The organism is Actinophytocola sp. (genome assembly GCF_050699935.1).
Taxonomy (GTDB): Bacteria; Actinomycetota; Actinomycetes; order Mycobacteriales; family Pseudonocardiaceae; genus Actinophytocola.
This window is the reverse complement of record NZ_JBOHGB010000002.1, coordinates 64792-85964: the sequence shown is the minus strand read 5'-3', so window position 1 is coordinate 85964 and position 21173 is coordinate 64792. Positions and strand designations below refer to the sequence as shown.

The 21173-nt window shown below is 67.3% G+C and carries 18 protein-coding genes and 2 pseudogenes; 12 read left to right on the top strand and 8 right to left on the bottom strand.

Features of this window, described 5'->3' with window-relative positions; translation table 11 throughout:
* Positions 1-39: 39 nt before the first annotated feature.
* The 4 genes from ACRDTB_RS01465 to ACRDTB_RS01450 are packed head-to-tail and all read left to right on the top strand — an operon-like array spanning position 40 to position 4549.
* A complete protein-coding gene (locus ACRDTB_RS01465; protein WP_431427994.1) occupies positions 40-1257 on the top strand; it encodes a CaiB/BaiF CoA transferase family protein in 1218 nt (405 codons plus the stop codon).
* Complete coding sequence (locus tag ACRDTB_RS01460; protein ID WP_431427993.1) at positions 1257-2480, top strand: CaiB/BaiF CoA transferase family protein; 1224 nt, start codon at positions 1257-1259, stop codon at positions 2478-2480. Before ACRDTB_RS01465 ends, ACRDTB_RS01460 begins: the two co-directional genes overlap by 1 nt.
* A gap of 49 nt (positions 2481-2529) precedes the next feature.
* Positions 2530-3759, top strand: a complete 1230-nt coding sequence (locus ACRDTB_RS01455; RefSeq protein ID WP_431427992.1) for a CaiB/BaiF CoA transferase family protein — start codon at positions 2530-2532, stop codon at positions 3757-3759.
* Positions 3760-3769: 10 nt separating this feature from the next.
* Entirely contained in the window at positions 3770-4549 is a 780-nt protein-coding gene (locus ACRDTB_RS01450) for an enoyl-CoA hydratase/isomerase family protein (protein ID WP_431427990.1), read from the top strand.
* Positions 4550-4947: 398 nt separating this feature from the next.
* Here ACRDTB_RS01450 and ACRDTB_RS01445 read toward each other — a convergent pair whose 3' ends face one another.
* Together ACRDTB_RS01445 and ACRDTB_RS01440 are read right to left on the bottom strand one after the other, a co-directional pair.
* Positions 4948-5271: a hypothetical protein gene (locus tag ACRDTB_RS01445; protein WP_431427989.1), complete on the bottom strand. Its 324-nt coding sequence runs from the start codon at positions 5269-5271 to the stop codon at positions 4948-4950.
* A gap of 20 nt (positions 5272-5291) precedes the next feature.
* Positions 5292-5486 (bottom strand): annotated as a pseudogene (locus tag ACRDTB_RS01440) (SDR family oxidoreductase); the annotation flags it as partial.
* 839 nt (positions 5487-6325) lie between these two features.
* Between ACRDTB_RS01440 and ACRDTB_RS01435 the strand changes: the two are divergent.
* Complete coding sequence (locus ACRDTB_RS01435; protein WP_431427988.1) at positions 6326-7996, top strand: SMI1/KNR4 family protein; 1671 nt, start codon at positions 6326-6328, stop codon at positions 7994-7996.
* 405 nt (positions 7997-8401) lie between these two features.
* On the opposite strand, the gene ACRDTB_RS01430 is transcribed toward ACRDTB_RS01435, so the two are convergent.
* The 3 genes from ACRDTB_RS01430 to ACRDTB_RS01420 are packed head-to-tail and all read right to left on the bottom strand — an operon-like array spanning position 8402 to position 11612.
* On the bottom strand, positions 8402-9604 hold the full coding sequence (locus ACRDTB_RS01430) for a ferritin-like domain-containing protein (protein WP_431427987.1): 1203 nt from the start codon (positions 9602-9604) through the stop codon (positions 8402-8404).
* Complete coding sequence (locus ACRDTB_RS01425; RefSeq protein WP_431427986.1) at positions 9601-10461, bottom strand: phosphate/phosphite/phosphonate ABC transporter substrate-binding protein; 861 nt, start codon at positions 10459-10461, stop codon at positions 9601-9603. The genes ACRDTB_RS01430 and ACRDTB_RS01425 overlap by 4 nt, the downstream gene beginning before the upstream one ends.
* The gene (locus ACRDTB_RS01420) at positions 10458-11612 is read right to left on the bottom strand and encodes an acyl-CoA dehydrogenase family protein (RefSeq protein WP_431427985.1); all 1155 of its coding nucleotides are present in this window, start codon (positions 11610-11612) and stop codon (positions 10458-10460) included. Before ACRDTB_RS01420 ends, ACRDTB_RS01425 begins: the two co-directional genes overlap by 4 nt.
* Before the next feature lie 452 nt (positions 11613-12064).
* Between ACRDTB_RS01420 and ACRDTB_RS01415 the strand changes: the two genes are divergently transcribed.
* Genes ACRDTB_RS01415 through ACRDTB_RS01400 form a run of 4 tightly spaced genes read left to right on the top strand, consistent with a single transcriptional unit; the run spans position 12065 to position 16657 of the window.
* Complete coding sequence (locus ACRDTB_RS01415; protein WP_431427984.1) at positions 12065-13066, top strand: TRAP transporter substrate-binding protein; 1002 nt, start codon at positions 12065-12067, stop codon at positions 13064-13066.
* Positions 13067-13112: 46 nt separating this feature from the next.
* Positions 13113-15008 carry a TRAP transporter large permease subunit gene (locus ACRDTB_RS01410; protein ID WP_431427983.1) on the top strand — a complete coding sequence of 632 codons (1896 nt, stop codon included), beginning with the start codon at positions 13113-13115 and terminating at the stop codon, positions 15006-15008.
* Between the two features lie 15 nt (positions 15009-15023).
* The gene (locus tag ACRDTB_RS01405) at positions 15024-15539 is read left to right on the top strand and encodes a UGSC family (seleno)protein (RefSeq protein WP_431427982.1); all 516 of its coding nucleotides are present in this window, start codon (positions 15024-15026) and stop codon (positions 15537-15539) included.
* A 47-nt stretch (positions 15540-15586) separates the two neighbouring features.
* Positions 15587-16657 (top strand): hypothetical protein, encoded by a 1071-nt coding sequence (locus ACRDTB_RS01400; protein WP_431427981.1) that lies wholly within the window; start codon positions 15587-15589, stop codon positions 16655-16657.
* Between the two features lie 22 nt (positions 16658-16679).
* Here the strand turns inward: ACRDTB_RS01400 and ACRDTB_RS01395 are convergent, their stop codons facing one another.
* Together ACRDTB_RS01395 and ACRDTB_RS01390 are read right to left on the bottom strand one after the other, a co-directional pair.
* Positions 16680-17144 (bottom strand): MaoC family dehydratase, encoded by a 465-nt coding sequence (locus tag ACRDTB_RS01395; RefSeq protein WP_431427980.1) that lies wholly within the window; start codon positions 17142-17144, stop codon positions 16680-16682.
* Positions 17141-18289 carry an acyl-CoA dehydrogenase family protein gene (locus tag ACRDTB_RS01390; RefSeq protein ID WP_431427979.1) on the bottom strand — a complete coding sequence of 383 codons (1149 nt, stop codon included), beginning with the start codon at positions 18287-18289 and terminating at the stop codon, positions 17141-17143. The genes ACRDTB_RS01395 and ACRDTB_RS01390 overlap by 4 nt, the downstream gene beginning before the upstream one ends.
* Positions 18290-18460: 171 nt before the next feature.
* On the opposite strand from ACRDTB_RS01390, the gene ACRDTB_RS01385 reads away from it, so the two are divergent.
* From ACRDTB_RS01385 to ACRDTB_RS01375, 3 genes and pseudogenes are all read left to right on the top strand, one after another.
* Positions 18461-19579 (top strand): thiolase C-terminal domain-containing protein, encoded by a 1119-nt coding sequence (locus tag ACRDTB_RS01385; protein ID WP_431427978.1) that lies wholly within the window; start codon positions 18461-18463, stop codon positions 19577-19579.
* A gap of 5 nt (positions 19580-19584) precedes the next feature.
* Positions 19585-19728 (top strand): annotated as a pseudogene (locus tag ACRDTB_RS01380) (zinc ribbon domain-containing protein); the annotation flags it as partial.
* 9 nt (positions 19729-19737) lie between these two features.
* Positions 19738-19986: a Zn-ribbon domain-containing OB-fold protein gene (locus tag ACRDTB_RS01375; protein ID WP_431428069.1), complete on the top strand. Its 249-nt coding sequence runs from the start codon at positions 19738-19740 to the stop codon at positions 19984-19986.
* Here ACRDTB_RS01375 and ACRDTB_RS01370 read toward each other — a convergent pair.
* The gene (locus ACRDTB_RS01370) at positions 19983-21161 is read right to left on the bottom strand and encodes a CaiB/BaiF CoA transferase family protein (protein WP_431427977.1); all 1179 of its coding nucleotides are present in this window, start codon (positions 21159-21161) and stop codon (positions 19983-19985) included. The two genes, ACRDTB_RS01375 and ACRDTB_RS01370, sit on opposite strands and share 4 nt — an antisense overlap.
* Positions 21162-21173 lie beyond the last annotated feature (12 nt).

Genomic DNA, 21173 nt, shown 5'->3' with positions numbered 1-21173 from the left:
CGTCGAAGCAACCGAGCCACGTACCTGAAAGGACAGAGGGTGGAATTCGCTACCCCTTATCCACTGCCTCTTCGCGGCTTTACTGTGGTGGAGCGGGCGGAGATGGTCGCGGGCCCGTTTTGCGGCAAGCTGCTGGGCGAGATGGGGGCCAATGTCGTCAAGGTCGAGCCTCTCACGGGAGACCCCGCCCGCAGGATTCCGCCGTTCGTCCCAGGTGAGAGCGACTATGGCGCGGTCTTCCTCTACTGCAACGCCAGGAAACGGAGCGTGACCCTGGACCCCTCCCAGCCCGCGGGCCGAGACCTGTTCCACCAGATGTTGGACCGCGCGGACGTCTTTGTCAGCGACGCGCCATTGAGTGAGCTGGAAGAGCTCGGCCTGACACCGCAGGAGATCCGCGACCGCTGGCCGGCGTTGGTGACTGTATCGATCCGGGCATACGGATTGACCGGACCTTTGTCAGAAGCACCTGCGCAAGAGCTCGACACCTTCCACTCCGGTGGCGAGGGGATTCAACTTCCCGCCGGCTTGTCGTACGAGCGGTTTCCCGAACGCCAGCCGGTGAAGGCGGGCCGAAACCTGGCCGGCTATGACGCTGGCTGGATCGCCGCGACCTTGGCGGGGGCGGCGTTGATCAGTCGTGAGCGTACCGGCACGGGCGAGGTGATCGACGTGTCGCAGCAGGACGTGCAGATCAGCCTCAACCGGGTGAACCTCGATGCCCAGCTCAACGTGGGCAAGGAGCTCGGGCGTGCCGACCGGGGCTACGACTTCGGCGGAATATTCCCCTGCAAGGACGGATACGTGACGGTACGACCCAATGAGAACCGGCATTGGCAGGCACTCGTCGCAGGTATCGGCCGTGCGGATCTCGCCGCGGATTCGCGATTCGAGGACCGCGCCGGCCGCGAGGCCAATTTCGCGGAACTCAACGAGATCCTCTTAGAGTTCTTCCTGCCTCGCACCAGGATTGAGATCTACGAGGTGCTCCGCCAGTGTGGCGCGCCAGTCGGCTATTTCGCCGATGTGGACGACATCGTCAACGACCAGCAGTTCCAGTCTCGTGCCTTCTTCGGCAAGGTCGAATTGGACGGTCGCCAAGTGACCACGCCGGGTCCGACGTACCGGATGAGCCAGACACCGGCACTTCCCCCGACGAGCGCCCCGCGACTCGGGGCAGACAGCGCGCAGGTCTACGGCGAGCTTGGGGTGGAGTGCTCCCGGATCTCGGATCTACGAACGGCCTCGGTGATCTGATGCCCAGCGAAGCAGGGATGGTCGGTCCTCTGGCCGGCTTTCGGGTCGTTGACACTACCTGGGCTGCCGCAGGGCCGTTTACCAGCGAAGTAGCGAGCATGCTTGGAGCGGAGGTGGTCAAAGTCGAGACGTCGACGAACCCGGACCTCTTCCGCAGAGTCGTCGGTCGCCCCGACCTTGGCCTGGATCAAGCCAGCCGCTTCAACGGGCTCAATCTCAACAAGAAGTCCCTCCGGCTCAACCTCAAGACCCAAGGCGGACAAGAGGTCTTCCGTCGACTGGTGTCTTGCAGCGATGCCTTCGTCGAGAACTTCCGACCTGGCGTGCTTGCCAGACTCAACTTGGACTACGAGAACTTGATCAAGTTCCGGCCGGATCTTGTGATGGTGTCGATCTCCGCAGCGGGTCAGAGCGGGCCCGACAGCGGGCAACCGGGGTATGCCCCGATCTTCAATGCCCTGGGCGGGCTTGGCTACCTGACCGGCTACTCCGATGGCCCCCCGACGGAGGTACGTGACTCCCTCGACCTGCGTGTGGGCACCGTCGGCGCCTACGCGCTGATGATGGCACTGCTCCATAGGGAGCGGACCAGCCAGGGTCAATGGGTCGACATCTCGGCTCGTGAGGTGACTGCCAGTCTCATCGGCGATGCCTTCATCGAGCGAAGCCTCTCCGGCGAGAAGCCGACCCGCAATGCCAACGCCAGCGGTGTTCCGCTCGCTGCGCCCTACGACGTCTACCGGTGCCTCGGCGACGATTGCTGGGTCGCCATCGGCGTGACGACCGACCAACAGTGGGTTGGCTTGTGTGAGGCAATGGGGAGACCCGACCTTGCCAGGGATCCGCGGTTCGCCGACAGGCTCACGCGCCATGAGAATCGAGCCGAACTGGACATCGTCGTAGCACGATGGACCGAGAGACTTCGGGCAGCGAAGGTCGCTCGCCTGTGCCGCGACAACGGTGTGCCGAGCTCGCCGCTGCACAATGGTTCCAGTCTGTTTGAGGACGAGCACGTGCGGCATCGCGGGGTGCTCCGAGAGGTCCAGCACCCGCACCTCGGGAGCCAGCAGGTAGTCCGAGGTCCGTGGCAGCTCGCGTCCAGAGATGTCGACCTACAGGCGTCCCCGCTTCTTGGCGCCCACAACTCCTCCATCCTGCGGGATCAGCTCGCGTACAGCGATGAGGAAATCGCTGCGTTCGAACGCCAGGGAGTCTTCGAATGAGTCGGCGAGGTTACTACCTGGTCAGCACCGAAAGGTCAGGGAAACGCAGGTGAATACGAGAAATCTCGATGGTCTCCCGCTCGAGGGAATCCGTGTACTCGACTTCAGCCACGCCGCAGCCGGTCCCTTCGCCTCGATGTATCTGGCCGATCTGGGTGCCGAGGTGATCAAGATCGAAAAGCCTGGACGGGGTGACGGCGCCCGGTTCATGGGCGTACCCCTGCTGGGGCCACGCGAGTCCGACTACTACTTGGCGCTGAACAGGAACAAGAAGAGCGTGCTGATCGACCTCCATATAGAGGAAGGCGTGAAGCTAGCGCTCAAGCTCGCTGCGACCAGCGACGTGGTCCTTCAGAATTTCCGGCCTGGCGTCATGGACCGTCTTGGACTCGGCTATGACCAGATCCGCGCGGTTCGCAGGGGCATCATCTACTGCTCGATTTCGGCTTTCGGCGTAAGCGGGCCATCGGCAGGACTCCCAGCCAACGACATCATCATGCAGAGCGTCTCCGGAATTATGGGGGTCACGGGTGAGCCGGACGGCGGACCGGTGCGGGTCGGCGCGCCAGTCACTGACTTCAGCACTGGTCTTTTTGCGTTGTCGGGCCTGCTGGCTGGCCTGATTGCCCGGGATCGCCATCCGGAAGGACAGCACATCGAGGTAGCCATGCTCGACTCCGCGATCGCCTTGATGAGCAACTACATCCCGTCAATCGTCGCGGGACAGCGGACGCGCATCCCGCGTGTCGGTCGCGCGCATGCGCAGATCGTTCCGTACCAGGCGTTCGAGTGCGCGGACGATGCATACATCATGGTTGGAGCATTCACCAACGCGTTCTGGGAGCGGCTGGCGGGGGCTTTGGGCCATCCGGAATGGCTCGCGGACGAGCGCTTCGCCACGAATGCGGACCGACTGGCGCACAAGAGCCTCCTCATCCCGGCGATTGAGGACGTGTTCAGGACCAGGCCCCGGTCGCACTGGCTGAAGGTGCTCGAAGCTGCCGACGTACCGAGGAGTCCCGTGTTGGAGCTACACGAGGCATTGGTCAGCGATCAGGCAGTCCACAACCGCGTGGTGAACACGATCACCGAGGATGACCGCTCGGTCGGTGTTTCGCGCAACCCCATCCGGTCGGGGGAGTGGCCGGCCCGTGAAGACACCATCGCGCCCCGGATGGGCACTAACACAAACGAGGTTCTTAGCCGACTGATCGGCCTCGAAGCCGCTGAAATCGAGGCTCTCGCCAGCGATGGCGTCGTAGGCCTGAGCCACGAGTAAGGAGTAAGCCGTGTCAGACGTACTGCTGGAGAGCAACGAACAGATCTCGGTCATCACATTGAATCGGCCAGAAGAACTCAATGCGTTCACGCTGCCGATGCTCGGCGAGTTGATCGAAGCGTTCCGCACGGCAGGCCAAGATCCCGAATGCAGGGTCATCGTGTTGACCGGGGCGGGCCGTGGCTTCTGCAGTGGCGGCCAGGGCGGCAGTCTCCAGCGCGAGCGCACGCCGTACGAGATGAAACAGGAGTTCTGGACCCACATCCAACGGGTGCCGCTGACGGTTCACAGCATCGAGAAGCCGGTCATCGCGGCCGTCAACGGTCCGGCGGTCGGCGCCGGGTGCGACTTTGCGTTGATGTGCGATCTCCGGGTCGCCGCGGAGAGTGCTCGTTTCAGCGAGGCATATGTCAAGGTGGGCCTGGTGCCGGGGGAGGGTGGAGCACACTTCCTCCCTCGGATCGTGGGTACTGCCAAAGCACTCGAGCTCCTCTGGACCGGCGACTTCGTGTCCGGTCCTCAGGCTATGGAGATCGGTCTTGCCAACGCTTGCGTCCCTGACGACGAACTCATGGCCTACACGATGGAACTGGCGCGGCGCATCGCGGACCGACCCCCCGCAGTGGTCCAGATAGTCAAGCGTGCGGTCCGGATGGGGCAGGCGCTCGACTTGGCCGGATCGCTGGACCTGATCTCTTCACACATGGCGATCATCCGGTCGATGGACGACACCAAGGAAGCACTTCGGGCGTTCAAGGCCAAGGAACGACCGAGCTTCACCGGCCGCTGAGGGCACCTGGACTCAGGGATGGCTCACGCGGCTTCGACCGCACGCACGAGCCCGAGAATTCCCGACGGCGCATCAATGGCCTCGGTCGGGAGCGTGGGAGCGCCGCGACCACGAATTGCGACCCGAGCTGCTTATGGACGCGTGCGAGGCTTGACAGCAGTGATCCTACTGTGGGTCCGTGCGCTGGAGGACGGCTAGCGAAACGTGGCCCGGAGGTGCCGCGCAGCCGACCGAGCACGCTGGGAGTTCGGGCCCGGTGTCCAGGACGGAACAGCCCCGCGTACGCGGGAACGACCACAACATGCCCCAGAACCCGGTGTCCACGTCGGGAACAGCCCCGCCTGCGCGGGACGACGAGATCGTATTGGCGACTCTCAATCCGACCTTGCCCGCGAAGATCACGTCACGCTCCGCGCGCCGGGTCGGGTGGGGACGACCTGGGCCAGTGTGCCGCGTAGTTCCGGCAGGACCTGCTGGCCGAAGGCCACGAGCTGCTCGCGCATCTGACGGTCGGACACTCCCGGGTAGTAGAACTTGACGTTGACTGCGGAAGCTCCACTCGTCTGGACCGTGTCGGCGATCCCGGCGGCCACCGTGCCGGGATCGGGCGACGCGATGTACTCGGCGGCGTAGTGCGGTTGCTCCTCGGGCACCCCGATGGCGTTCGCGGCTTGGACGGAGGACTCGAGCGCGTGCAGCCGACGGTGATCGGGTTCGCCCAACCAGGCGCGCCGTCGACGGGGATTGTGGCGCCTGTGATGAAGGTGGCGCGGTTGGAGACGAGGAACTCGATCGTTGTGGCGACCTCGTCGGGACGGCCGAGCCGGCCGAGGGCGATGCTCGACTTCTTTCGTTGTGCGGTTCGGGGGTTTCGGGCGATGAGGCCGCGGGCTCGGTCGCTGTCGATCCAGCCGACTTGGACCGAGTTCGCACGTGCCCCGTTCGGGCCTCCTCGCGGGCGAGCGAGGTGATGGCTTGGTCTATGGCGGCCTTGGACACCGCCGACACGCTTCCGCCGATCGCGGCGCGGCTTGGTCGGCGATGCGCAGGACTTGGTCGGGTGTGGTCCAGATGCGTTCGCGTGCGGTGGGGGCGTGGTCGCGGCGGCGGGCGCGGCGACGCCGTCGGCGTACCGGGTTGGCGGGGGATGAGCCTGTCATCGACGGCATCATCCATGATCATCGACAGGATGGTGCGGAGTGTGACGACGGTGGATGCTGCGTAGTCTTGCCGGAGCTGGTTGAACCACGCGGTCACGGCGGAGGCGGTGATCTCCCCTAAGCCGAGGCTGCCCCAGCGCGGCAGGATGTGCAGTCGCAGGCACCGCCGGTAGTTCTCTTCGGTTCGGGTCTCCACGTCGATCGTGGTGATCCACCGCTGGACCCACTCGCGGAGCCGTACCTTCGCGCCGGTGCGGTAGCGGGAGACACGGCAACTCGATCAAGGACCCTCAGCGAACTTCAGCGGCTGCGTAGTAGCCGACGTCGTACGATTTGCGGTAGACATGGGCTGATTTGGGGGCTCGTCGACGCGTTCGGTCAGCCGTTCGCCGCGATGGTCGGCGCGGGTGTCGGCGAGCCGAAACCTGTTACGCAACAACGGTACCAACCGGTGGAGTAGGAAGTATCCAAACCGTGTCGTATTCTCCGGCTGGTGCTGCCATCAGGAGCCACGGGAGGCCTGGATCAGTGACAGGGTTCCGGTTGTCGGTAGTCTCCGGTGGTGGCTTTCGTGTTGCCGCCGGTGCTGCGGGGTCGTCGGTCGGAGCCGTTTGCGGTGGATTGGCCTGGCTTCGAGGCGACGCTGGGTATCGGGCTGCCGAGGGACTACAAGGTTTTCGCCGAGGCGCATGGCCCGGTTGAGGTGGACGGGCGGCTGCGGATCTGGGTGCCCTGTCTCGCCGGCTCGTTCAGCTATCTGGAGCGGCCGTTCGACCTCGAGGATGACGGTGAGTTCGACTCCGAGACCAGCCTGCTGTGGGAACTCGATGAGTTCCGGCGACGGCGTGATGAGGATGCGGCCGGGGTCGGCTATGCGTTCTATCCCGAGTCCGGCGGCTTGTTGTTGTGGGGTCAGATCGATGATCACTGCGCGCTGTTCTGGGACACCTCGACGTCTTCGGATCCGGACCAGTGGTACGTCGTGGTGGGCTCCACCGTGGCCGGCGTCGGCTGGCGGGTCGTGGAGATGTCGATGACCGAGACGCTCGTGGCCCTGATGGAGGGGTCATTGAGCCTGCCCGCGGCGAACGTCTCTGCCGCGCGTGGGTCCCGGCGCCGCCCCTGGCGGAGGCGGCCGAGATGCCGGGCCGACCGGCGGTTCCGGTTCCGTGAACTGGTGCCGTGGCGGTCGAGCCGCGCGCTGCCCAACTTTCCCGCCCTCGCCGACCCCGCAGACCTCGATGAACTCACCGCGCTAGCCACGACGCGAGGGGAACTGGCCGGTCAGGCGACCTGGCGCAGGGCTGTGCCGCGCGACTACCGCGGTCTGATCGAGGCGATCGGCCCGGGCACTCTCGGTGGAGTTCTTCGCCTGCTCGTTCCGGATGGGCCGGCGGGGTTCGACGCCTCCGCGGAGGAGGACGAGCGACTGGCCGGCATCGGAGACGCGGAGCACTACAGCGATGCCTTCACCTACGACCACCCGATCCCGCAGCCGCTCGGTAGGCTGGGGATGCGGTTGTGGGGAGCCTTTTCCAGCGGCGAGACGTGCTGGTGGTTGCCGGCATGGCCGAACCCGAACAGTTGGCCGGTGGTCGTGTGCGGCAGTGACGGCATGACCTGGCAGCGGCTGCCGTGGCCAGCGACCGGTTTCCTCCGCAGGTGGCTTGCGGGCGAGCTGGACCTGGCCGTGCTCGGCGCCAGCGCCACGGTGCCGCGTGGCTCCAGGTTCTGGCCGGCAGGAGGCGAGCCCACCGAACTGCCGGCACCACCCGAGACATTCCCACCGACTCGCAGTTCGCTCACCCAAGTGCGGACCATCCTCGGACCGGGCGGGGCACGCAACCACTACGACTGGCCGGCCGCCGCGGCACAACTCGGCGTACCCGACCTACCCACCGATTACAAACGAGTGGTCGAGGAATACGACAGCCCGATCCACGGCCTGTCCCTCGCCGCTCCGGGCCACCACCCGTTCGACCTGATCACCTACCACCGTAAGCGAGCGGAACGGGAACACACCATACGGGCTTGCCCTTTTCCACTGCAGCCCGAACCCGGCGGCTTGCTCGCCGTCGGGTCGACGGAAAGCAAGTCATTCCTGTGGTGGAAAACAACCGACCCCGATCCCGACTCCTGGACCATCGTCATGGAGAACGGGGAGTGGCACGAAACCGGATACACACTCACCGAACTGCTCGTCGCCGAGTGCGCAGGCGCACGAAACATGCTCGTCGGCCGATTCACGCCGGCCTCCCCACCGAGACCCCTACGGTTCCATTCCTAACCACCTGCTCCACGGCCGGACGGTCGGTCATCTACTGGGCGAAGTACGTCGGTGGCGATGGTGATGAGAACGTGCGGGGGGATAACCGAAGGACCTGACAAACGGTCTACGTGACCGGCGAGTTCAGCGTGACACCGGCCATGATCGACTCTTCCGGCGTACTTCTCGACTCTTTCCCTCACCGACGACATAGGAATAGCGCTGAACGGTGAACCGGTCGCCAGCATCTCCGCGCTCCCTGACAGCAACAGGTCCGCCCTGCTGTTGCGCATCACCGAGACCGGAGAGCTCGTGTCGAGCATCGCCCCGGACGCTTCGTCGGAATCGGCAGGCAGACGCTTGGCGTGCGACCGGACGGCAAGATGGTCGCGACCTCGACCGCGTTGTCGACAAGCCCTCATGGGGTCACATGAAGTTCTTGGTGTGCAAGGCGGAGAGGGCGGCGGCCTCGTCGTCGTGGAAGCCTAGCCGGGTGAGGCGGCGTTGGCGGCCCTGGTCCATCTCGTACTGGAGTTCCTGGACGCGGCGGTGGCCGGCGGCGATGTCAGCGGGGGACCAGCTGCCGGCCGCGAGGACGACGAGTGCGTCGAAGACGTCCTTGTTGAGGCCGGCGGTGTCGGCGAGTGCCTCGTGGCGGCGGTGGATCGCGGCACGGAGTCGGTCCTTGAGCCTGGGGTCCATTGTGGATTGGTGGGCGAGGTGGGCCATGCCGAACACGACATGGCGGCGTTCGTCCTGGCCGGCGAGGCGGCAGATGCGGCGGGTCACCGGGTCGGGCGCGGTGCGTTCGAGGAAGGCGAGCAGGTCGACGAAGGTGCCCTCGCCGAGCACGGAGAGCAGGAAGGAGGCGAGCGCGAAGTCGGACTCGGTGACGAGGGTGAACAGCGAGGACCGGCCGCCGGCCGAGGACGTGCCGAGGTCGTCGCCGCGGAGCAGGGCGCGCCGGGCGAACACGGACATGTGCCGGGCCTCGTCGGCCATCTGCACGGCGAGGAGCTGGACGACCTCGCGGAAGTGTGGGTGGATGCGCCCGACGAAGCGGGCGGGGACGATCAGCGCCGCCTGCTCGTTCTCCACCAGGTAGGTCATGACCTGAACGACGGCGGCCTCGACGTCGGTGGGCAGGGTGAACTCGTCGGCCCATGGCACGGCGGTCTCGGGGTCCCACTGCTTGGCGGCGGCCTGCGCGTAGAGCCGGGGTGCGAGATCGGCCCAGACGAGGTCGCGCTCGTCGAGGTCGAATCGCGGCTCCGGCCCGCCCGCCTCGAGCAGCGCGCCGCGTACGCCGAGCCCCCAGCTCGCCGGCGGGTGGTCGCGCAGGTCGACGGGCTGCGCGGAGCCGGCTCGCTCGGCGCCGAACCACCGCGCGTCGACGGCATCACCCCGCACGACGACGCCGGCACACGTCTGCGGGTCCTCGGGCGACTCGACCCGGTGTCCCTCGCTGCGGGCCCAGGCGGGCAGGTGCACGCGCAGCGCGGGGTCGCGGCCGGTCACCGCGACCCGGCCGCCCGACGGGAGCCCGGCGAGCGCGCGCTGGACTAGCAGGTGCGCGCCATCGGCGAACCCCAGACCCTCGAGGTCGACGGTCACGGTCGGGGCGGTCATGGCCGGTAACCGGTGGCGGTCACCTGCCCGTTCGCGGTGTAGAAGCCGCTGTCGGTCGCTGCGGAGTCGAGCGCGGCGTAGCCGGTGGTGCGGCCCTTCTCCCAGGCGGTGAGCCCTTCGAGGTCGAGCAGCGGGCGCACCTTGGCGTCGGCGTAGGACATCGACAGCAGCAGGGAGGCAAACAGGTCGCACGCCTGCTCGACGCGTCCGGCCACGACCGTCATGTTGCAGTGGTCGTAGGGCGCGGTCTGGGCGACGATCCGGGTCATGTCGGGCGGCAGGGTGCCCTCCTTGGCGAACGCGAGGTGGTTGGCGTCGATCATGCAGGCGGCGTCGACCTCGCCGGTCACGAGTGCCCGCGCGGCGTCCCGCTCGCCGCCGATGTGGTCTCCGTGCAGCCCGACTCCGACGTCGAACCGCCGCACGGTCGGCTCCACGCCCGCGGCGCGCAGGTGGGCGAGGGGGAGCAGGGTGGCCTGCGGGCTGTCCACGGCGCCGGTGGCGACGACCCGGCCGGCGAGGTCCTCGATCCGCGTGACGGGGGAGTCGGCACGCACCACCACCACCGACGTCAGGTCGCGGTCGGTGTCCCGCATGACCAGCGCCCGCGCATCCTCGCCCGCGGCACGGGCGAGCCGTTCGGTGCGCAGCCATGCGAGCGGGGAGTTCCACGCGGCGTCGATCCGGCCGGCCACGAGGTCCTCGACCTGCCGCTCGTAGTGCGAGTACAGGAGGAAGTCGAAGTCCAGTCCGCGGGCGGTGAGCCAGGTACGGAAGCCTTCCCAGATCGTCACGACCTTCGGGTCGTAGGCGACCGCGCCCATCAACAGTCTCGGGGTGGTCACTGGCGAGCTCACCGGTTCTCCTCATCCAGCAGTGGCAGCCCGGTCGACACCCGGCCGACGAAGTCGTGCAGCGCGTCGCTGGTCGGCGCCATCACCCGGGCCGCCCGCGCGTCGCGGAACATCCGCTCCAGGCCGAGTTCCTTGCGGAACGCGCTGCCGCCGCAGAGCCGCATCGCCTCGTCGGTCACCTCGGCCACCATGTCGCCGGCGAGCGCCTTGACCTGCAGGACGCGCAGGGTCGCGTCCTCGCGGCCGGTCTCCAGCGCGGTGAGGGCGTCGCCGAGGAAGGTCCGCAAAGCGTGGACCCGCACGCTGAGCCGGGCGAAGTCCCGCCGCGGCACCGGCGCGTCCCGCAGGGCCTTGCCGGTGTGGGTGAGCGTCGTGACGGTGAGGTGGCGGGCGACCTCGGTGACCGCCGCGTCGGCGAGCCCGAGGCAGAACGCGGCGTTGAGCACGAGGAACCACGGCAGTGGCACCGTGAGGGCGATGTCCAGACCTGCGCCGTCCGCGCCGAGCTCGGCGTCCGCCGGGACGGTCAGCCCGTCGGCGGTCATAGGCCGCGACATGTTGCCGCGTAGGCCGAGCCCGTCGAAATCGCCCGCCACGGTCAGGCCGTCGGAACCGTTGCGCACCAACCAGAGCGTCATGGGCCCGTTGCCCGCCATCGGCAGACTCGACCACACGTAGCTGTCCGCCCGGCCCGCCGAGGTGACCCAGCTCTTGCGCGCGTCGAGCCGCACCGAGTCACCCGCCGCGGTGGCGGTGCCGACCGGCGCCCAGAAGTGGCTGCGCGACCCGGACTCGGAGAACGCCAACGTGGACAGGTGCCGCCCCTCGCCGATCTCGCGGCGCACATCCTCCGGCCCGTACGCCTCGATCGCCGCCGCCGCCGCATAGTGCATCAAACTCACCATCGCCGTCGACCCGCACACCCCGGCCAACCGCTCGACGACCTCCGCCGCGGCCCGCATGCCCTGGCCGCCACCGCCGACCGCGGCGTCGGCGGTCAAGCCGAGCAACCCCGCCGCCCCGAGCGCGGCGATGTTCTCCTCGGGGAACACCCCGTCGCGGTCGACGGCCTGCGCGTTGGACCGCACCACGCCATCGAGCACCGCGTCGAGCGCGGAGCGCAGATCTTTCGAGGCAGGAACCGTGGTCGTCATCGAACCACCCCTCTCCATCAGGCCGATCGCTAGATGATATACCCAGGGTCCTGGCCAAGTTGATCTTGGACCAGCTGGCCCACGCGGGCATCGGGACGGGGCGATGCCGCCAGGTGGGTCGCTGACCGCTCCTCGGAGGTTACGTCATCGGCTGGGGTCCGGTCCTGTTCGGACAGTTCGTGGACGGTGCGCGTCCTCATCGGACAGACGGGCGGAGGTGATCCGTCGGCGTGATCTTGGTGTGCCGGCGGTGCACCGCGGGTTCGCGTCGTGGGTTCGACTCTTGCCGCCGAGTACGGCCGATGCTATGTTCGCTCTGAATGGAGCGCTCGCTTCAGTCGCGAACCCTGGCCTGACCGGCCATGGCTGAACCACTGACTCCACAGGGCTCGGCGACTAATCGACGACTAATTGACGATTGACACCTCGACTCGTTCAATGGGGAGCCGGCTATGTCCAGTCGTGTATGGCGAACCTCGTGCGCAGTTGCTCTCGCCGGAGTAGTCGCCCTGACGTCCGCGTGTGGAAGCAGCTCCGGCGACGAAGGCTCGGGCGGCACGTTCTCGCTCCGGATCGCCACGACGCTCACTGCCGACAGCGCCGGGATGGAGGCGCTGAACGTGCTGGCCAAGGATGTCGAGGCCGACTCCGATGGGCGCCTCAAGCTCGAGGTGTTCCCCGACGGTCAGCTCGGTACCGAGCCGGGGACGTTGGATCAGGTCAGCACCGGCAGCCTGGACGGCGCTCAACTCTCGACCGCGATTGTGGAGAGTAAGGTCCCATCGGTCGGCGTTATCGACCTGCCCGGCAACTTCGTGGACACCGACGAGGCGTTGACCGCGCTCAACGGCCCGGTGGGGCAGGAGCTCGAAAAGCGCATCGAGGATCAGCGCATGAAGGTCCTTGCCTGGCACACCCTGGGGTTCCGCGGCCTGCTGAGCACGAGGCAGGTCGACCCGTTGCACATGGATGGGCTCAAGGTCCGGGTGCCGAGCTCGCAGCTCTACATCAAGACCCTCCAGGAGCTCGGTGCCAACGCCGTGCCGATCGACTTCACCGAGGTCTTCACCTCGATGCAGAGTGGTGTCGTCGACGCGGTCGAGGCATCGCCGGACATTCTCCTGCAGTTCAACCTCGACGAGGTGGCGCAGCACTTCTACTCGACGAACCACCTGCTCGGCCTGATGATGCTCGTGGTCAACCTTGACGAGTTCAACAGACTTCCGGCTGATCTCCAGAAGATCCTCGTCGACAACGCGAAGAGCGGTGAAGAGGCACAGTGGACCGCGACCGCGGAGTCCACGACGAAATCGATCGACTCACTGCGGAGCAACGGTGTCGAGATCAGCGATGTCGACCAGTCCTCGATGAGAGAGCTGCTCCAGCCGGTCGCCGAGACGTTGGCCCAGGACTCGGATGTCCAGGACCTGTACGAGCAGCTCAAGCCCGAATAGCCGGTCGGCAGTCCAGTTTGCACGGACGTACAGGAGCGGAGGCCTGGTGTCGGACACCGTCGAGAACGCGCCTACCGTAGAAACGTCCGCGGTGGTCGGCGACGACGAGAGCGCGGCGACCACCGACACGCCGCACCATGTTCGCCTGCTCACCACCGCTCTCAGCGTGCTGTGTGGAGTCCTCCTCCTCGGGGAGGCCCTGTTCCTGTTCTTCACGGTCGTGTACCGGCACTTCGCCCCGAACGCGATCGTGGAGGCCAACGAGATCGCGAGCGTCGGGCTCGTCGGTCTCGGCGTGCTCGGCAGCGGGTACGCCTACGTGCGCGGCGGGCACATCAGCTTGAACATTTTCGCCGACCGGTGGCCCGTCCGGCTGCGTCCGGTGATCAGCGCGGTGTCCGAGCTGTCCGTGCTCGCCTTTTCGGTGATCTGTGGCTTCTACGCCATCAGGCTGGCCAGCGTCACCGAGTCTCGACTGCCGGTGAGCCGGTGGCTCGAGAGCGTGCTCTACGTCCCGGTCGCCGCCGGCGCCGCGATCACCGCGGTCGTCGCACTGATCCGTCTCGCCGACATCCGAATCCGGGACGTCCTGGGGGGAGTGGCGGTCACCGCCGTCCTGGCGGTGGCGTTCGTGGCGAGCGCCGCCGGCCTGACGGGCGAGCAGGGCAAGGCGGTCCTCGGGCTCGGTGCCGTGCTGTTCCTCATCCTGATGTTCCTCGGGATACCGCTCGCGTTCGTCTTCGGGATCGTCGGGTCGTTGTTGCTCCTCGTCGCGCCGCATCCGCCGAACGCGGTCATCATTCCGCAGGAACTCGTCGCGGGCATGAACTCGTTCATCCTGCTCGCGCTGCCGCTGTTCCTGCTCACCGGCGGAATGCTCGCTTCCGGTGGCGTTTCCGAGCGGCTGCTCAACATCGTCGGTGACGTGGCGGGACGTGTGCGGGGCGGATCCGGGATGGCGGCAGTCGCCGCGATGTACCTGGTTTCCGGACTGAGCGGGGCCAAGATCGCCGACATCGCCGCGGTGGCCCCGGTGGCGAAGCCCGCGATGCGCGCGAGCGGACACGACGACGGTGAGGTCGTCGGCGTGCTCAACGCTGGTGCCGTGATGGGCGAGACGATACCGCCGAGTCTGGCCATGCTCGTCCTGGCGTCGGTCAGCTCGGTGTCGACGACCGAGTTGTTCAAGGCGGGCCTGCTCCCCGCGGCCACCGTCGGTCTCATTCTGATGGTGGCGATCTACATACGCGCCGTGCGGGCGAACATCAGGCCCGCCGCGGAGAAGCCGACCTGGCGTCAGGTTCGCCGCCACGCGGCATCCGCGATCCTGCCGCTCGGCATGCCCGCCATCGTGTTCGTCGGGATCATCGGCGGATTCGCGACCCCGGTCGAAGCGGGATCGATGGCCGTGGTCTACGGACTCCTGCTCCTGATCCTCGTGTACCGGGTGAAGACCGCCTCGACGGCCAGAGTGGTCGCCCGGGAGGCATCCCAGTCGGGAATGCTCCTGTTCCTGCTCGGCACGTCCTCGATCCTCGTCCACGCGCTCAACATCTACGGTATTCCACAGGACGTCGCCGCCCTGGCGTCGACGTTCGACGGCGACAAGATTCTCTTCCTGTTCGTGAGCTTCCTCGCGCTGGTCGTGCTCGGCTCGATCATGGAAGGCCTGCCCGCGATCGTGATCATGGCGCCGCTGCTGTTCCCGATCAGCGCCACGCTGGGCATCGAACCGCTGCACTATGGGATCGTCCTGCTGCTCTCGATGGGACTCGGCGCGTTCCTGCCACCGTTCGGGATCGCGTACTACACCACGTGCGCGATGGTTGGTATCCCGCCGCAGCGTGCGATACGGGCGACGATCGTCTACGACACCGTCCTGGTGATCGCGATCCTCCTGATCATCTTCGTGCCGTCGATAACCCTGGTCGTCGTCGAGTAGGAGTCTGGAGAGCACATGCGGATCGTCAACGTGCGAGCCGTTCCGCCGGAACGGACGAAGCGGGTGACCGCCATCCCCGACCTGCGGGGTGGCGTGCTGGGTTTGCTGGACAACAGCAAGCCGAACGCGGACGTCATCGTGACCCGGCTCGGCGAGCGACTACGCGAGCATTTCGGACTCCGCGACGTGCTCCTGCGCGAGAAGCCCCGGCCGGGCAGTCCCGCACCGGAACCCGTCCTGCGCACGCTGGCCGAGCAGTGCGGAGCGGTCATCTTCGCGTCCGCCGATTGAGGCTCGTGCACTGCGTGGGGTCTCCACGACGTCGTAGAGCTGGAGAAGCGTGGGGTACCGGCGATCGGTGTGTGCAGCGACGCCTTCGAGCAGATGGCTCGCGCGCGGTCGAGCGCACTCGGGCTGGAGGATCCGCTCCTTGCGGTGTGTGCCCATCCGATCGGTGGCATCACTGCCGACGAGCTCGATCAGCGGGTCGAGGAGCTGTTCCGTCAGATCCTGGTCCTGCTGACCGTCTGACGGCGCCACGGCAAGGCCATGACAAGTAGGAAGGTTGTCTTTGCGAGATGAGCGTTGACGCGGCCGACCTGATCGAGCTCGGCGACACCGACGACGTCGGATTCACGGACTGGGCCGGTGAGCGCGGCTGGACGGACGGCCTGCCGGTCGTCGCGCCGACCGAGCAGCGGGTCGACGGCATGCTGGGCCCGTTCGCGGCTGTTCGCCATCGAGCCTTCGGCACGATGGCCCCGGGCTACGGCGATGTCACACCGGAGCTGGTCGCGGCGAACGCGGTGATGGCAGGAGCCGAGCCGGCGCTGTTTCCCTACGTCTGGGCCGCGGTACTCGCGCTCGTCGATCCCGAGTACAACCTGGCGGCCGTACAGGCCACGACCAATCCCGTGTCGCCGATCATCGTCGTCAACGGCCCGCGGGACGGCGTGCCGGCCTTCAACGCCGGCCACAACTGCCTCGGCCAGGGCAACCGCGCGAACGCCACGCTCGGTCGTGCGGTGCGCTTCTGCCTGACCAACATCGGACTCGCATTTCCGGGCCTCACCGACATGGCGACCCAGGGGCACCCCGGCAAGTTCGGATCCGCCTTCGCCGAGAACGAGGCCGTCAGCCCGTGGGCGCCACTGAGCGTCGACCGCGGTGTGCCGACGCAAACCCCTGCCGTGACGGTGTTTCAGGCGGCCAGCTATGTGAACGTGCTGGACGTCGGCAGCAGCACGGCGACCGAACTGCTCATGGCCATCACCGGCACGATGGGGATGGTGGGCAGCAACAACCTTCAGGTTGGCAAGGGCGACCTGCTCGTGGTCCTCTCCCCAGAGCACGCCCACATCCTGGCTCGCGACGGTCTGTCGAAGAACGAGGTTCGCCGGGCGATCGCGCAGAACTCGACCGTCCCCGTGGCGGCCATCCCGCAGAGCATTCGCGAATGCCTGCTCGACTGGCGTAGCCACGAGTACCGCCTGCTGATCGAGACGAGCACGATTCCGATCGTCGAGACCTGGGAGGACGTCTGCGTTGCCGTTGCCGGCGGGAGCGGGCCGCAGACCATGGTCGTGCCCGGCTTCGGCGACGGGCGCAGCGTGACGAGAGCGGTCGACTTCGTGCCGGAGTCCCCGTAGTCGGTGCGTGCCGCGCGGTTGGTCACCGCTGACGCTCGACGAGCAGCGGCGCCAGGCCGCTCTGCACGATCGTGTCGTCGGTGTCGACCAACTCGAAGTAGCGAACGACGATGCCGGTGTCGGGTACGTGGTCGCGTGGTCGTAGCTCGTCGATGCGCATGCGCGAGCGTAGCCGTGCGCCGGCGACCACCGGCATACCGAATCGCCAGCTCTCGATGCCCAATGCGGCCACGGCCGTGCCATGGAACACTTCGAGCTCGTCGATCAAGCTGATCGCCAGGGTCAGACCGAATGAGCCGCTGGCGATGATCGTGCCGAAGCGGGACCGGCGGGCGAACTCGGGATCCACGTGGAGTGGGTTGGTTTCGCCCATGAGCCGCGCGAAATCGCGGATCTGGTCCGCCGTCACCTCGTGGACGTCGCTGACGAAGACCTCCCCGACCGCGAGATCCTCGAAGTAACGCCCCCGTGGGTGGTTCGTCGTCACTCCGGACGCAGCCCCAGCTGACGCGCGATGATTCGGCGCTGGATCTCGAAACTGCCGCCCGCGACCGGCGCCACCCACGAGTCGATCGCCATCCGCGCGATGGGCAGTTCGTTGTTGACGAGTGCCCAGCCGCCTCCGACGTGCAGTGCGAAGTCGGACACGGACTTCGCCGCTCTGGTGGCGGCGAGCTTGGCGTATGAGGACGCCGCGGCCACCTCGTCCTTGGGCCGCCGCGAGTCCCAGGCCCACGCCGCCCGGTGCACCAGGAGCCGAGCGGATTCGATCTCGGTCCGGCAGTCCGCGAATCCGAACGCGATGCTCTGGAAGTCCCCGATGCGCTTGCCGAACTGCTCACGAGTCGTCGCGTACTCCAGCGCCCAGTCGAACATCGCGATGGAGTGGCCCACCCACCGCGAGGCGACGATGATGCGTTCCTTGTTGAAGACGTTCAGCACCTCGCGGAACCCGGCATTCAGCCGCTGCGCCTCCGGAACGTGGACGCTGTCGAAAAAGAGTTGAGCGGTGGGGATGGGGCGGCTGGCGATCAGGTCCATCTTGGTGATCGTCAGACCTTCGGTGGGTGCGTCGACCAGGAACAAGGCCATCGGGCCGTCGACGTTCGGCTCGTCGACGCGGGCGAGGACCAGCAGTCCGTCCGCATCGGCGCCCAGCGTAATGAAGCACTTCTCGCCGGTGATCGTCCATCTGGAACCTTCGCGCTTGGCACGGGTGGCAATCGCGGCGACGTCACTTCCCGCGGTCGGCTCGGTGACCGCGAGCGCGAGGATCGCATCTCCCGCCAGGACCGGCGGAAGGCGCGACTCGATGAGCTCGGGGGAGCCGAAGCCGGAGATCAGGCCGGGTAGCAGCGAACCCTCGAGCATGAGGGCGGCCGACAGGTTCGTGTTCACTCGAGCCGTCTCCTCGGCCAGGATCGCGTCCTCGACGATCCCGAGTCCCGAGCCGCCGTGCTCGCCCGGAATGGAAAGCCCGAGCAGATCCTTCTCGGCGGCGGCGTGCAGCAGTTCCCGCGGAAACTCGGACTTCTCGTCGGCCCGCCGCCAGCGCGGTTCGATCTCGTGCGACGCGAAGTCACGGCACACCTGCCGGAGAGCGAGTTGATCGGCGGAGAGCTCGAAGTTCACGGCCGCCCTTCGACTAGTGGAGCGATCGCTCCAACGTAGAACCGAACGACGGCGCACGTCAAGGACTTGCTCGGGCGCTACCAGGCCGGATACGCTCCTCGTTGGAGCGCTCGCTACAGAGAGGCCGGTCGCATGCCATCGCCACTGTCGGCCACTTCGGCCATCGTCGGCGTGGGCAGAACCGAGTGTTCGCGCAACAGTGGGACGACGGAGGCGGATCTGGCCCTACGCGCGATCACGGCCGCGATCACCGACGCCGGCATCGAGGCGGCGGACGTCGACGGCATCGTGCCGTACGCGCTCGGCGCTCCCGCCGAAGACGTGCTCGAGGGGCTCGGACTGCTCGATGTGCGGATGGCGGCGACCACACTGATGGGTGGGGCGGGCCCGGTGGCCGGCCTCAAGCTCGCGGCGATGGCGCTGGCGGCCTGCGTTTCCCGGTACGTCGTCGTGTACGTCGCGCGCAACGGGGGCTCGCAGGTGCGTGTCGAGTCCCGGGTGCGGGCGATCGTTCCGGGGCAGGCGATGCGGCTCCAGCTCGAGGCCCCCGCCGGGATGTCGCTGCCAGTGCAGTGGTTCGCGCTGATGGCACGGCGGCATATGGCCGAGTACGGCACGACCCGCGAGCAGTTGGGCGAGGTCGCGCTCGCCATGCGAGCGTTCGCGCGACTCAATCCGGATGCGCAGATGCATGGCCGGCCGATGTCGATGGAGGACTACCTCTCGTCACGGCCCATCGCCGAGCCGTACCACCTGTTCGACTGCTGTCTGGAGAGTGACGGCGCGGCCGCGATCGTGATGACGACGGCGCGGCGTGCGGCTGACCACGAACGACGCGTCACGCTGGCTGGCGTCGGAGAAGGTCATGCCGAGAGCTCGGCAAGTTTCGCCAGCCGGCGGGACTTCTTCGACATCGGTTTGCGGCGTGCCGCCCCGATCGCCTTCGACATGGCCGGCATGCGGCCTGACGAGATGGATCTCGCCTACATCTACGACTGCTTCACCTTCGAGGTCCTCCACCAACTGGAGGCGGCCGGGTTCTGTGGTGCGGGCGAGGGCGGCGCGTTCGTCCAGAACGGACGGATTGGTCCGGGCGGCGACCTGCCGGTCAACACGAACGGCGGTCTGCTCTCGGACGGTCACCTCGCGGGGATGAACGGGATCGTCGAGGCGGTGCGACAGCTGACGGGTCGAGCCGGGCCTCGGCAGGTCGCGAACGCTCGTTCGGCGTTCCTCTGTGGATTCGGGGACATGGGCGATGGCACGGCGGCAGTACTGGCCGGTGGGTGACGGTGATGGAGCAGTTGGCGTCGCGAGCGGTCGCGGGTGACTACGGGCCCTACCTCCAGGGAGTTCGAGACGCACGCATCGTCCTACCGCGGTGCGCCGCGTGTGCACGGTGGGTGTGGCCACCGTCGGATCGATGCGTCTACTGCCGTGCCGGGCAGGTGAGCTGGACTCCGCTGCCGCGGGACACGAGCGGGACGCTGTTCACGTTCACCATCGTCCACCACACCTCGTTGCCGGCGTTGCGCGGCGAGGTGCCGTACGCGGTCGGCATCGTGACGATCGACGGCACTGACATCCGTCTGGTGGGGCGCGTCCGCGGAAATCTCGACGCGCTGCGCGTCGGTGACCGGCTGCGGCCGGTCTTCCGTGGCGAGGCCACCGATCCGGTGATCGACTGGACGGTCTAGATGATGCCCTTGGCGCGTAGGTCGTCGCGCCGGTCGGTGGACACGCCGAGCAGGTCCCGCAGGACTTCGTCGGTGTGGGCGCCCAGAGCTGGCGCCGGCCAGTGAACCTCGCCCGGGGTCCGGCTCAGCGACGGCATCGCGTTGGGCATCGAGATCGGTGTCCCGTCCGCGTCGGCGACGGTGACGATATTGCGACGCGCGGCGACATGGGGGTCGGCGAGTAGGTCCTCAGGTGTGTTGACGAGGCCCGCGATGATGCCGGCGCGGTCGAGTTCGTCGATCGCCCCGGCGGCGTCGCGGGTCGAGATCCATTGCCCGAGGGCATCGGTCAGCTCGCGGGCCGGTGCCGGGGACGGTTCGGGCACGCCGGCGACGCGCTCGCGGACGAACGTGTCGAGCACCATGATCAGTCGCGGCGACGACGCGGACACGGCGACGAACTGCCCGTCCCGTGTTCGATAGACGTCGGTGGAGAACGCCCCCGAGAAGGGGAACTTGTTGCCGCTGCGGGCAATGCTGCTCCCGGTCGCCGCGGTTATTGGTATCTGCCACTCGATCATGCGGAACAGCGCCTCGTACAGGGCCAGGTCGATGACCTGACCCCGGCCGGTGGCGTGCCTCGACTGCAAGGCCAGCAGGACGCCCATGGCGCCCATCATTCCAGCCGTCAGATCGCCCAGCGAGTAGCCGGGATGGACGGGGACCTGGTCGGGCTGGCCGGTCAGGTTGGTCGCGCCGCTGAACGCCTCGGCGACCTTTCCGAATCCTCGGCGCCCGCTGTACGGGCCGATCTGCCCGAACCCGGAGATGCGCAGGACGACGAGGCCGGGGTTGCGCGTCTCGAGGTCAGCAGGAGAGAAGCCGAGCCGCTCCAACGTTCCCGGCTTGAAGTTCTCGACGAGCACGTCGGCGCGCGCGAGCATCCTCCGGAGCAGTTCGTTGCCCTCCGGTGTCTTGATGTCCAACGTGACCGACTTCTTGTTGCGTCCGAGAACGGAGAACCAGAGCGGGGAGGAGCCGGCCGCGGGCCCCATCGTCCGCTGACCGTCGCCTCCGGCGGGACGCTCGATCTTGATCACTTCGGCGCCGAAGTCGCCCAGCAGGGTGGCGGCGAACGGTCCGGCGAGGACATGTCCCAGCTCGATCACCAGGAGACCATCGAGTGCACCCGTCACGTTGGATCTCCT

What these genes read in the sequence shown, in the direction of transcription:
- ACRDTB_RS01460 (WP_431427993.1), top strand. Translation starts at nt 1,257, where the DNA reads ATGCCCAGCGAAGCAGGGATGGTCGGTCCTCTGGCCGGCTTTCGGGTC.
- ACRDTB_RS01430 (WP_431427987.1), bottom strand. Translation starts at nt 9,604, where the DNA reads ATGACCGCCCCGACCGTGACCGTCGACCTCGAGGGTCTGGGGTTCGCC.
- ACRDTB_RS01420 (WP_431427985.1), bottom strand. Translation starts at nt 11,612, where the DNA reads ATGACGACCACGGTTCCTGCCTCGAAAGATCTGCGCTCCGCGCTCGAC.
- ACRDTB_RS01415 (WP_431427984.1), top strand. Translation starts at nt 12,065, where the DNA reads ATGTCCAGTCGTGTATGGCGAACCTCGTGCGCAGTTGCTCTCGCCGGA.
- ACRDTB_RS01400 (WP_431427981.1), top strand. Translation starts at nt 15,587, where the DNA reads ATGAGCGTTGACGCGGCCGACCTGATCGAGCTCGGCGACACCGACGAC.